Raw genomic sequence first — 11,169 nt, 5'->3', positions numbered from 1 at the left:
GGCGGCCGTCAGATCCAGCTGGGGAACCACATCCGCCAGTGCCAGTGCTCGTAGGGGATCGTGTCGGCGACGTAGACCGGGTGGAAGAACGCGAACAGGGCGAGGGTCAGCGCCAGGTACCCGCCGACGACGAGCACCCGCGTCCGCCAGCGCACGGGGTCGGGGGAGCGCCGCCCCACCCACAGCCCGATGAGGAAGGTCACCGCCAGCACGACGTACGGCTCGAACGCGACCGCGTAGAAGGTGAAGATCGTCCGGTCCTGGAAGAGGAACCACGGCAGGTAGCCGCCGACCATCCCCGCCGCGATGGCCCCGGCGCGCCAGTCGCGGCGCACGAGCCACCACCAGAGGACGACGAGCAGGGCGAGGATGCCGAGCCACCACAGCGAGATCGTCCCGATCGGGTTGATGGCCTGCGAGCACTGGTCGACCGTGCAGCCGTCGACGCCGCGCGTCGGGCTCTCGTAGTAGAAGGACGTCGGCCGCGTCTGGACCAGCCAGGACCAGGGGTTGGACTGGTACGGGTGCGGGCTGCTCAGCGTCGTGTTGAAGCCGAACTGTTGGCGGTGGTAGTCGACGAGGCTGCGCAGGGCCGGCGGCAGCCACTGCACGCCCTGCCCCGGGTTGGTCTCCGCCCACTGCCGGTTGTAGCCGACGCTCGTCGCGAACCAGCCGGTCCACGACACGAGGTAGACCGCGGCGGCCGTCACGACCGTCTGCACCGCCGCGAACGGCGCGTCGACGAGCAGCGCCCCGCGTGCCCAGTGCCGCACGCCCGCGGCCCGGCGCGCCCCCATGTCCCACCACACCGTCATGAGCCCGAAGGCCGCGAGGAAGAACAGCCCCGAGATCTTCGTTCCGGTGCACAGCCCGAGCGACACCCCCGCCACCCAGCGCCACGGCCGCCAGCCGAGCCACGGCCCGCCGCCGCGCGGCCACTCGCCCCGGGCCAGCGCCCCGACCTTCGTGGCCAGCACCTCGCGGCTGCGGTCGCGGTCGACGAGCAGCGCCCCGAACGCGCACAGGGCGAAGAACATGACGATGACGTCGAGGATGCCGGTGCGCGACATGACGAAGTGCAGGCCCTCGAAGGCGAGGAGGAACGCGGCGACGCACCCCAGCGCGGTCGACCCGAACATCCGCCGCGCCACGCGCCCCACGACGAGGATCGACAGCGTCCCGAGCAGCGCGACGGAGAAGCGCCAGCCCCAGCCGTTGTCGGCGCCGAGCAGCCACTCGCCGGCGCCGATGACCCACTTGCCGACCGGCGGGTGGACGACGTAGTCGCCCTCGGTCGAGGAGAAGACGTCCGGGTTGCCCTGCGCGAAGGGCACGTCCGGCTTCTGCAGCGAGCGCAGGGTCCGCATCTCGACGCCGTAGCGGATCATCGAGTAGCCCTGCTTGACGTAGTACGTCTCGTCGAACACGAGGGCCTGCGGCCGGTCGAGCCGCCAGAACCGCAGCACGCCGCCGACGAGGGCGATGAGCCCCGGGCCGAGCCATCCCCAGAGGACGTCGGTGGGCCGGTACCCGAGCAGGCGGTGGCGCAGCTCCTCGGTCCGGGTCACCGGCACATCGTAGGTGGGTGGCCCGTGCGTCCCGGGAGGCGTGCGAGACTCGCGGGATGAGCGCCGGCGTCCTCGTCCTCGCGGCCACCCCGATCGGCGACCCCCGCGACGCCGCGCCGCGGCTGCGCGAGGAGCTCGCCACCGCCGACGTCGTCGCGGCCGAGGACACCCGGCGGCTGCGCCGGCTGTGCGCCGAGCTCGACGTGGCGCCCACCGGCCGGGTCCTGTCCTTCCACGAGCACAACGAGTCGGGCCGCGCCGCCGACCTCGTCCCGGAGCTCGTCGCCGGCGCCCGCGTCCTCGTCGTCACCGACGCCGGGATGCCGTCCGTCTCCGACCCGGGCTACCGGCTCGTCGCCGCCGCCGTCGAGGCCGGCGTCCGCGTCACGGCCGTCCCCGGCCCCTCGGCCGTCCTCACGGCGCTCGCGGTGTCGGGGCTGCCGGTCGACCGCTTCTGCTTCGAGGGGTTCCTGCCGCGCAAGGAGGGCGAGCGGGCCGGCACCCTCGCGGCCCTGGCCACCGAGCCGCGCACCCTCGTGTTCTTCGAGGCGCCGCACCGCCTCGCCCGGGCGCTGACGGCGATGGCGGAGGCGTTCGGCGCCGACCGGCCGGCCGCGGTGTGCCGCGAGCTGACCAAGACCTACGAGGAGGTCCGCCGCGGCGGGCTGGCCGAGCTCGCGGAGTGGGCGCAGGAGCACGCCCGCGGCGAGATCACCGTGGTCGTCGCCGGCGCCAGCGGTCCCTCGGCCACCCTCGAGGACGCCGTCGCGGAGGTGGTCCGGCGGGCCGCCGCCGGCGAGCGGCTCAAGGACGCGTGCGCCGAGGTGGCCTCCGCGACGGGGCTGTCGAAGCGCGTGCTCTACGACGCCGCCGTCGCCGCCCGCCGCGGCTGACACCCCGCGCCGACCGGGTCTACGTCGGGGTAACCGGGCGCATCTCACACCCGCCCACCCTCGACACGCCTCGATCCCGTCGGGACCCGGGGATAGGGTTTCGCTTCGTGGCCACCAAGACATCCTCGCGACCTGCAGCGACGGCCCGGCGCACCACCATCGGCCTGAAGATCCTCATGGCGGGGACCGGCCTGGTGTTCATCGGGTACGTGCTCCTGCACATGTACGGCAACCTCAAGGCCCTCGGCGGTGAGGAGTCGTTCAACACCTACGCCGAGCACCTGCGCACGCTCGGCGAGCCGATGCTCCCGTACGCCGGTCTGCTCTGGGTCATCCGCGTCGTCCTCGTCCTCAGCCTCGTCGGCCACGCGTACGCGGCCTTCACGCTGTGGAGCCGGGCCGGCAACGCGCGCCGCACCAAGTACGCGGCGGTGAAGACCGCGATGCGCACGGCGTGGATGCGCTGGGGCGGGGTCTTCCTCCTGCTCTTCCTCGTGTGGCACCTCCTGCAGTTCACGATCCTCAAGTTCTCGGTCAACGGCGACAAGCAGGGCGCCTCGATCCAGAACAACCCCTACGAGCTCGTCGTCGCCAGCTTCCAGGTCCCGTGGAACACGCTCATCTACGTGCTCGCGATGGTGGCCCTCGCGTTCCACCTCTCGCACGGGACGTTCAGCGCGCAGCAGACGCTCGGCTGGACCTCGACCCCGCACGCCTACCGCCGCGCCAAGCTCGTCGGCCACGCCGTCGCCGCGGTCGTCGTCGTCGGGTTCCTCATCCCGCCCCTGTCCATCACCTTCGGCCTGATCAAGTGAGGCACTGACCGATGACCGAGACCACCGTCAACGCCGGCATCGCCCACGGCCTGTACACCGAGGGCGAGCCCGTGGCCGACAGCAAGGCGCCCGCCGGCCCCATCGCCGGCAAGTGGCGTCAGCGCCAGTTCGACGCCTCCCTCGTCAACCCGGCCAACCGCCGCAAGCTCGACGTCATCATCGTCGGCACCGGGCTCGCGGGCGGCTCGGCCGCCGCGACCCTCGGCGAGGCCGGCTACAACGTCAAGGTGTTCTGCTTCCAGGACTCCCCGCGCCGGGCGCACTCCATCGCCGCCCAGGGCGGCATCAACGCGGCGAAGAACTACAAGGAGGACGGCGACTCCGTCTACCGCCTCTTCTACGACACGGTCAAGGGCGGCGACTACCGCTCCCGCGAGACCAACGTCTACCGCCTCGCCGAGGTGAGCGCGAACATCATCGACCAGTGCGTCGCGCAGGGCGTCCCGTTCGCCCGCGAGTACGGCGGCCTCCTCGACAACCGCTCCTTCGGCGGCGTCCAGGTCTCGCGCACCTTCTACGCCCGCGGCCAGACCGGCCAGCAGCTGCTCATCGGCGCCTACCAGGCGCTCGAGCGCCAGGTCGCCGCCGGCACCGTCGAGCAGTTCACCCGCCACGAGATGCTCGAGGTCGTCGTCGTCGACGGGCGCGCCCGCGGCATCATCGTCCGCGACCTCGTGACCGGCGAGATCGAGACCCACCTCGCCGACGCCGTCGTCCTCGGCTCCGGCGGCTACGGCAACGTCTTCTTCCTCTCGACGAACGCCATGGGCAGCAACGTCACCGCCACGTGGCGCGCGCACCGCAAGGGCGCCTACATGGCCAACCCCTGCTACACGCAGATCCACCCGACGTGCATCCCCGTGTCCGGCGAGCACCAGTCGAAGCTCACCCTCATGTCCGAGTCCCTGCGCAACGACGGCCGCATCTGGGTGCCGAAGAACCGCGAGGACTGCGACAAGGACCCGCGCGAGATCGCCGAGGAGGACCGCGACTACTACCTGGAGCGGATCTACCCCTCCTTCGGCAACCTCGTCCCGCGCGACATCGCCTCCCGCCAGGCGAAGAACGTCTGCGACGAGGGCCGCGGCGTCGGCCCGGTCGTCGGCGACTTCCGCCGGGGCGTCTACCTCGACTTCGCCGACGCCATCGAGCGCCTCGGCCGGGACGCGGTGGAGTCGAAGTACGGCAACCTCTTCGACATGTACGCCCGGATCACCGGCGAGAACCCGTACGAGACGCCGATGCGCATCTACCCGGCGGTCCACTACGTCATGGGTGGGCTCTGGGTCGACTACGACCTCCAGTCGACGATCCCCGGGCTCTTCGTCATCGGCGAGGCCAACTTCTCCGACCACGGCGCGAACCGCCTCGGCGCCTCGGCCCTCATGCAGGGTCTGGCCGACGGCTACTTCGTCCTGCCGAACACGATCCGCGACTACCTCGCCAAGGGTCCGTTCGACAAGCTGACCCACGACCACCCGCAGGTCGCCGAGGCCCGCACCTCGGTCGAGCAGCGCACGCAGCGTCTCCTCGAGATCCGCGGCGAGCGCAGCGTCGACTCCTTCCACCGCGAGCTCGGCAACATCATGTGGGAGTACTGCGGGATGGAGCGCAGCGAGGAGGGCCTGCTCAAGGCCATCGACCTCATCCGCGGCCTGCGCGAGGAGTTCTGGCGCAACGTCCGGGTCCTCGGCTCGGGCGACACCCTCAACCAGAGCCTCGAGAAGGCCGGCCGCGTCGCCGACTTCCTCGAGCTCGGCGAGCTCATGTGCATCGACGCCCTGCACCGCCGCGAGTCCTGCGGCGGCCACTTCCGCGCCGAGAGCCAGACCGAGGACGGCGAGGCCCTGCGCCACGACGACGAGTTCCTCTACGTCGCGGCGTGGGAGTTCGGCGGGGGCGAGGGGCTGGGCGAGATGCAGCAGCCGGTCCTGCACAAGGAGGACCTCGTGTACGAAGCGATCGAACTCAAGCAGCGGAGCTACAAGTGAACCTCACCCTCAAGATCTGGCGCCAGGCCGGGCCCCGGCACACGGGGGAGCTGATGACCTACAAGGTCAGCGACATCAGCCCGGACATGAGCTTCCTCGAGATGCTCGACGTCCTCAACGAGCAGCTCAACGCCAAGGGCGAGGAGCCCATCGCGTTCGACTCCGACTGTCGCGAGGGCATCTGCGGCATGTGCGGGCTCATGATCTCCGGCGAGGCCCACGGCCCCGAGAAGACGACGACCTGCCAGCTGCACATGCGCAGCTTCAAGGACGGCGAGGTCATCACGATCGAGCCGTGGCGCGCCAACGCCTTCCCGGTCATCAAGGACCTCGTCGTCGACCGCGGCGCCTTCGACCGCATCATCCAGGCCGGTGGCTACGTCTCGGTCAACACCGGTGCGGCCCCGGACGCCCACGCGACCCCGGTCCCGAAGCCGGCGGCCGACCGCGCGTTCATGGCGGCCGAGTGCATCGGCTGCGGCGCCTGCGTCGCGGCCTGCCCGAACGCCTCGGCGATGCTCTTCATGGGCGCCAAGGTCACCCACCTCTCCGAGCTGCCCCAGGGCCAGCCCGAGCGGATGGCCCGGGTCGTCTCGATGGTCGACCAGCACGACGACGAGGGCTTCGGCGGCTGCACCAACGTCGGCGCCTGCTCGCAGGCCTGCCCCAAGGGCATCCCGCAGGACGTCATCTCCACGCTCAACAAGGACCTGCGCGCGGCCCTGCGCGGCTGAAGGTCTCCCGGGAGCTCCCGCGGCACGCACGAACACCCGTGCGCCGCGGGAGCTCCTGCGTGTCCGGCGGCTCAGCCCTGCGGCGTGCCGGCCCCGCGCTCGACGACCTCCGCGGGGACCTCGTCGACGACGCCGCGCGCGGTGACCACCGACGAGAACACGGTCCGACCGTCGATGACGTCGCCGGACTCGACGAACTCCGCCGTCGCCTCGTCGAAGCACAGGTACGAGATGCGTCCGCCGGGCTCGGCGGTCGTGAAGGACACCCGCAGGCAGGGCCGCCCGTCGCCGGAGCGGCTGCTCACGGCGCCGCTGACGTCGAGCCGCGACAGGGCGTCGACGAGCGCCCGCTGCACGGGCGGCGGCGCGTAGCCGACCCGCACCGCCTCCACGAGGTAGAGGAAGGGCGGCTCGTCACCCCCGCGCGCCCCGAGGCGGCGCCGCACGGTGCGCAGCAGCTCCTCGCCGTCGTGCGGCAGGCCGGCCAGCGTCGACGGGCTGACGTCCGAGAGCGACCCGTCGGCGGCCTGGTGGTCGAACCGGTAGAAGTACTCCTGGCCGTCGTTCTCGGTGTCGTGGCGCCAGATCGTGCCGTCCGCGGCGGTCCAGCTCTCGAGCCGCCGGGGGTAGACGTCCCGCCCGGGGGACCCGGTGATCCAGAACTCCCGGCCGTCGGGGTTGTCGATCGTCACCAGGTGCATGAAGCGGCCGGGGGTGAGGGGGGTCGCCGGGCGGGACCCGGCGGTCCGGGCGATCCGTTGCAGGGCCTGCACCGCCGCGTCGTCGCGGCGCAGGACGGCCGGCAGCGCGACGGCCCCGCCGGTCAGCGCGGCCACCGCCGCGCCGACCAGCACCCGTCGTCGGACCCGGGGAGGGAGGACCGGGAGACGCGCGGGGTCCTGCGTGAGGGAGCGAGCGAGCACGGCGTCCAGGGCAGGGTCGTCCGGCGGGTCGAGCACCGGGGCGTGGCGGGCCAGGAGATCGGCGGGGGTCGGGGTCATGGCTGCTCCAGGAGGGCGAGGAGCCGGGCGGTGGCGGACCGGTCGTCCGCGGCCTCCTCGGCGGCGAGGGCTCGGTCGAACCGGGCGCGGGCGCGGCTCAGCCGCACGGTGAAGGCGCGGGTCGAGCATCCCGCGACGCGGGCGGCGTCGGTGTGCGAGAGGCCGTCCCACGCGATGAGGAGCAGGGCCTCGCGCTCGAGGTCGCTGCACTGCTCGAACGCGACGAGGGCGTCGTCGCGTCGGAGCACGCCGTCCTCCGGGGAGGCCTGCGGGCGGTGCCAGTCGGTGCGGACCGCCTCGAACCACAACGCCTCGGCGCGACGACGGCTGCGTCGGTACCGATGGGTCATGTTGCGGGCCACGACGAGCAGCCAGGGCAGCGGGGCCTCCGGCACCCGGTCCAGCCGGCGCCAGGCGAGGGCGAAGGTCTCGGCGAGCACGTCGTCGACCGCGTCCGGCTCGACGTGGCGGCGCAGGTACCGGCGCACGACGGGGGCGCTCGAGCGGAACAGCTCCTCGAAGCGGTCAGGGGTCCACGGCGGGCTCATACCTCGTCATGCCCTCTCGCCCCCCGGATGTCACACGGCCGGGGCCATCGTCTCCCGGGGACCGGCTTGCGCGGGAGGGGTCAGAGCCAGGAGACGTGCGGCTTGACGAGCGCGTAGCCGACGAAGGCCACGACGTCGAGGATCGTGTGGGCGACGACGAGCGGCATGACCCGCTTGGTGCGTGTGTAGAGCCAGCCGAAGAGCAGGCCCATGACGACGTTGCCGACGAAGCCGCCGAAGCCCTGGTAGAGGTGGTAGCTGCCGCGGATGAGTGCCGAGGTGGCGATGACCCGCCACGTGCCCCAGCCGGCCTGCCTCCAGCGGCGGAAGAGGTAGCCGACCATGATCGTCTCCTCGAGGACCGCGTTCTGCGCCGCGGCGAGCACGAGGAGCGGCACGGTGAACCACGCCGCCCCGACGAGGTTGGCCGCGGCGACGGTCGTGTTGAGCCCGACCGCCTTCGCGACGAGGTAGAGACCGAGACCGGGGATGCCGATGACGGCCGCGAGCGCCGCCCCCCGCCACAGGTCCTGGCCGGGCCGGCGCAGGTCGAAGCCCATCGTGTGCGGCTCGTCGGGGTCGTCGCGCCGCAGGAGGTGCAGCGCGAGGAGCACCGGCACGAGCGCGAGGCCGATGCCGACGAGCTGGTAGGCGACGTCGAGCCACGGGCGGTCCGGCGTGACGGAGGTGTTCATCGCGGCGGTCTGCTGCGAGAGCGCCTCGGGGCGGGTCAGGCGGTCGACGATCCGCAGGAGCGCGTAGATCGCGGAGGACCCGAGCGAGACACCGAGCACGAGCCAGGTCTCGGTGAGGTGGCGGCGCGGCATGCGGGCCAGCGTAGGTGGCCCGGGGGCCCACGGTCCTGCACGCCGGCTGGGAGGTCGCTGGGGGTCCGGGTCCTGCGAGATCTCGCAACGCGCGTGGGTGCTGTGGGAGGCGGCGGTTACAGTGACGCCGCGTCCGCCCGGTGGGGCGCGCCGCCACGACCGCCGTCGACCGCCGACGGCCCTCCACACTCCAGGGGTCCTTGCATGTCCTCCATCCGTCCTGCCCGTCGCGCCGCCGCCGGCCTCGCCACGGCCTCCGTCGTCGCCCTCGCCCTCGCCGGGTGCGGCGGCTCCTCCTCCGACACCACGTCCCCGCAGGCCACGGCGGCCGCCGCGACCTCCTCGGCGCCCGCCACCTCGGCCGCGGCCGAGCCGGAGCAGCCGACCATGGGCGAGCTCTACACCAAGGTGCGCGCCGCCTCGCTCGCCGCCGAGTCCGGCCACCTCGAGGGCAAGGTCACCCAGGGTGGCGAGACGGTCGAGCTCGAGATCGAGGGGCAGGCCGACGGCTCGAACCAGAAGACGAGCATCGGCATCGGCAAGGGCACCGCCGAGATCCTCACCGTCGAGAAGAAGTACTACATGTCGGCCGACAAGGCGTTCTGGACCGAGCAGACCGGCGACGCCTCCGCGGCCGAGCTGCTCGTCGGCAAGTACGTCGCCATCTCCGGCGCGGACGCCCAGCAGTTCGGCGACCTGACGCTCGGTGCGCTGCTGGACCAGATGTTCGAGGAGAGCGAGCTGTCGACCCTCGAGAAGCTGACGAGCGACGTCGAGACGCGCACCGAGGACGGCGACGAGGTCTGGGTCGCCTCCGACGGCTCGGGCAGCGAGATCTGGGTCGACCCGTCGAGCGAGCGCCTCGTGAAGATCGTCGTGGGCGGCAAGGACTCCGGCGAGCTGACCTTCGACAGCTGGGACGACGCCGACACCTTCTCGGCGCCGCCGGCCAGCAAGGTCGTCACCCCCTGACGCACCCGCACGTGACGAGGGCCCCCGACCGGCGCGGTCGGGGGCCCTCGTCGTGGGGTGGGTCAGTGGGCAGCGGCCACGCCGTAGTAGCGCGGGATGCTGAGGTGGCGCTCCTTGCGGTCCTCGCGGGTGCGGCCGAGCGCGGGCAGGACGACGGCCAGCGTCAGACCGACGACGACGACCCCGAGCACGAGGCTGGTCCAGAGGAGGGTGGTGGCGATGACCGAGAGGCCGGTGAGGGTTCCCATGGCTGGTGTCCTTTCCTGTTCTTCTACGTCTGTAGAGGATTCTACTGATGTAGAAGGCATCGGCGCAAGCGGATGTTCCCGCGCCGCCGACCGATCTCGGCGACAGGCACAATGACGCCGATGACCTCCGCCGACGCGCCGACCCCGCCCGACCGTCCCGTCGTCCCGACCGGGCGGCGGGCCGAGCTGCTGGCCGCGGCCGTCGACGTCGTCTCCGAGAGCGGCCTGCGGGGCCTGACCCACCGCGCCGTCGACCGGCGGGCCGGGCTGCCGGAGGGCACCTGCTCCGCCTACCTGCGCACCCGCGTCGCCCTGCTCGTGGCGCTCGCCGAGCACGTCGGCGGCACGTTGGAGCGCCGGGTCGAGGAGCTCGGGGAGGAGCTCGTCGACTGCGCCGGCGACGCCGACGCCGTCTCGGCCGCGGTCACCGGGCTGACCGTCGGCTGGGTGCGTGAGCCCGCGCTGGTCCGGGCCCAGGCCGAGCTCTCGCTCGAGGCCGCCCGCCAGCCCGACCTCGTGGAGGTGTTCGGGCGCTGGCGCCGCGGCCTCCTCGGCACGGTCGAGCGGATGGGGGTGCTCGCCGGCAAGGAGTCACCGGCGGAGGACGCGGTCGTCGTCGTCGCGGCCGTCGAGGGCCTGCTCGTCACCGCCGTCCGGATGCCCGCCGACGAGCGCGAGCCGTTCCTGCGCGGAGCCGTCCCGCTCCTCGTCCGCGCCCTGCACGACGACCGTTGAGCCTGGCGGGGCGCGATGACGACGGGGGAGACGGCCGGGAGGGGAGCACGGGTCGTGGGGCGCCGGTCGGTGCTCGCGCTCGCGGGCGCCGGTGTGCTGGGCGGCTGCAGCGGGCTGCGCCTGGTCGAGCCCACCCCGTCGCCCTCGACCACGGCGCCGGCCGAGCCGCTGCCCACCGCGGCGCAGGTGCTCGCGGACGTCCGCACCTCCGCGCTGTCGGCGGACTCCGCCCGGGTCGTGGGCTCGCTCGGCGCCGGGGCGGACGCGCCCCGCATCGAGCTCGAGGGCACGGCGGACGGCTCGAACCAGCGGTTCGTCCGGGTGGCTCGGGGGCGGGGCCTCGGCGCGGTGCTCACCGTCGACGCGGAGCACTGGCTCGCGGGCGACGTGGAGTGGTGGCGCGGCCTCGGTGTGCGCACCACGGCGGCCTCTCGCGTCGGCCGCTGGGTCCGCGTCGACGCGGACGGGGCCGAGCGCGCGGGCCGCGAGACGGTGCGCGGCCTCGTCACCGACCTGCTCGACGCGCCGGCGGTCGCGCGGCTCGGGTCGAGCGCCGACCTCGTCGTGCCGCTCGAGCTCGACGGCCGCGCGGCGTGGCGGCTCGGGCGGTCCCGCACCGGGGCCCGCCTGTGGGTCGCGGCCGACGGCAGCGGGGACCTGCTGCGCGCCGTGGTCACGGGCACCGGGGCCGTCGACCTCTCGTTCGACGCGTGGGGCCGGGCGACGACGTGGGCGGCGCCGGGCGCCGACGAGCGCCCCGACCTGCCGGTGCCGACGCCGCCCCCCGTGCTCGAGGGCTGAGCGCCGCGCGGCCGG

The 11,169-nt window shown here is 73.2% G+C and carries 12 protein-coding genes; 7 read left to right on the top strand and 5 right to left on the bottom strand.

Going from position 1 to position 11,169, the window contains the following annotated elements:
• Nucleotides 1–8 precede the first annotated feature (8 nt).
• Complete coding sequence (locus HL663_RS00135) at nucleotides 9–1,568, bottom strand: dolichyl-phosphate-mannose--protein mannosyltransferase (protein ID WP_173026483.1); 1,560 nt, start codon at nucleotides 1,566–1,568, stop codon at nucleotides 9–11.
• A 56-nt stretch (nucleotides 1,569–1,624) separates the two neighbouring features.
• On the opposite strand from HL663_RS00135, the gene rsmI reads away from it, so the two are divergent.
• The 4 genes from rsmI (at nucleotide 1,625) to HL663_RS00115 (ending at nucleotide 6,022) form a co-directional block, all read left to right on the top strand.
• Nucleotides 1,625–2,461, top strand: a complete 837-nt coding sequence (gene rsmI / locus HL663_RS00130) for a 16S rRNA (cytidine(1402)-2'-O)-methyltransferase (RefSeq protein WP_173026482.1) — start codon at nucleotides 1,625–1,627, stop codon at nucleotides 2,459–2,461.
• A 107-nt stretch (nucleotides 2,462–2,568) separates the two neighbouring features.
• Complete coding sequence (locus HL663_RS00125) at nucleotides 2,569–3,276, top strand: succinate dehydrogenase cytochrome b subunit (protein ID WP_173026481.1); 708 nt, start codon at nucleotides 2,569–2,571, stop codon at nucleotides 3,274–3,276.
• A gap of 11 nt (nucleotides 3,277–3,287) precedes the next feature.
• Nucleotides 3,288–5,288: a fumarate reductase/succinate dehydrogenase flavoprotein subunit gene (locus HL663_RS00120; RefSeq protein ID WP_173026480.1), complete on the top strand. Its 2,001-nt coding sequence runs from the start codon at nucleotides 3,288–3,290 to the stop codon at nucleotides 5,286–5,288.
• Entirely contained in the window at nucleotides 5,285–6,022 is a 738-nt protein-coding gene (locus tag HL663_RS00115) for a succinate dehydrogenase/fumarate reductase iron-sulfur subunit (RefSeq protein WP_173026479.1), read from the top strand. The genes HL663_RS00120 and HL663_RS00115 overlap by 4 nt, the downstream gene beginning before the upstream one ends.
• Nucleotides 6,023–6,093: 71 nt before the next feature.
• On the opposite strand, the gene HL663_RS00110 is transcribed toward HL663_RS00115, so the two are convergent.
• From HL663_RS00110 to HL663_RS00100, 3 genes are all read right to left on the bottom strand, one after another.
• A complete protein-coding gene (locus tag HL663_RS00110) occupies nucleotides 6,094–7,023 on the bottom strand; it encodes a hypothetical protein (protein ID WP_173026478.1) in 930 nt (309 codons plus the stop codon).
• Nucleotides 7,020–7,571, bottom strand: a complete 552-nt coding sequence (locus HL663_RS00105; protein WP_173026477.1) for an RNA polymerase sigma factor — start codon at nucleotides 7,569–7,571, stop codon at nucleotides 7,020–7,022. Before HL663_RS00105 ends, HL663_RS00110 begins: the two co-directional genes overlap by 4 nt.
• Before the next feature lie 80 nt (nucleotides 7,572–7,651).
• The gene (locus HL663_RS00100; RefSeq protein WP_173026476.1) at nucleotides 7,652–8,398 is read right to left on the bottom strand and encodes a CPBP family intramembrane glutamic endopeptidase; all 747 of its coding nucleotides are present in this window, start codon (nucleotides 8,396–8,398) and stop codon (nucleotides 7,652–7,654) included.
• A gap of 204 nt (nucleotides 8,399–8,602) precedes the next feature.
• Here HL663_RS00100 and HL663_RS00095 point away from each other — a divergent pair, with 204 nt between their 5' ends.
• On the top strand, nucleotides 8,603–9,370 hold the full coding sequence (locus tag HL663_RS00095; RefSeq protein ID WP_173026475.1) for a hypothetical protein: 768 nt from the start codon (nucleotides 8,603–8,605) through the stop codon (nucleotides 9,368–9,370).
• Nucleotides 9,371–9,432: 62 nt separating this feature from the next.
• On the opposite strand, the gene HL663_RS00090 is transcribed toward HL663_RS00095, so the two are convergent.
• Nucleotides 9,433–9,618: a hypothetical protein gene (locus HL663_RS00090; RefSeq protein ID WP_173026474.1), complete on the bottom strand. Its 186-nt coding sequence runs from the start codon at nucleotides 9,616–9,618 to the stop codon at nucleotides 9,433–9,435.
• Nucleotides 9,619–9,738: 120 nt separating this feature from the next.
• Between HL663_RS00090 and HL663_RS00085 the strand changes: the two genes are divergently transcribed.
• Entirely contained in the window at nucleotides 9,739–10,353 is a 615-nt protein-coding gene (locus HL663_RS00085; protein WP_173026473.1) for a TetR/AcrR family transcriptional regulator, read from the top strand.
• Nucleotides 10,354–10,368: 15 nt separating this feature from the next.
• Nucleotides 10,369–11,154 (top strand): hypothetical protein, encoded by a 786-nt coding sequence (locus HL663_RS00080; protein WP_173026472.1) that lies wholly within the window; start codon nucleotides 10,369–10,371, stop codon nucleotides 11,152–11,154.
• Nucleotides 11,155–11,169: the final 15 nt, after the last annotated feature.

The organism is Arthrobacter sp. NEB 688 (assembly GCF_013201035.1).
In the GTDB taxonomy this organism is placed as follows: domain Bacteria; phylum Actinomycetota; class Actinomycetes; order Actinomycetales; family Dermatophilaceae; genus Phycicoccus.
The sequence above is the reverse complement of the archived record's forward strand: the minus strand, read 5'-3'. Positions and strand labels throughout refer to the sequence as shown.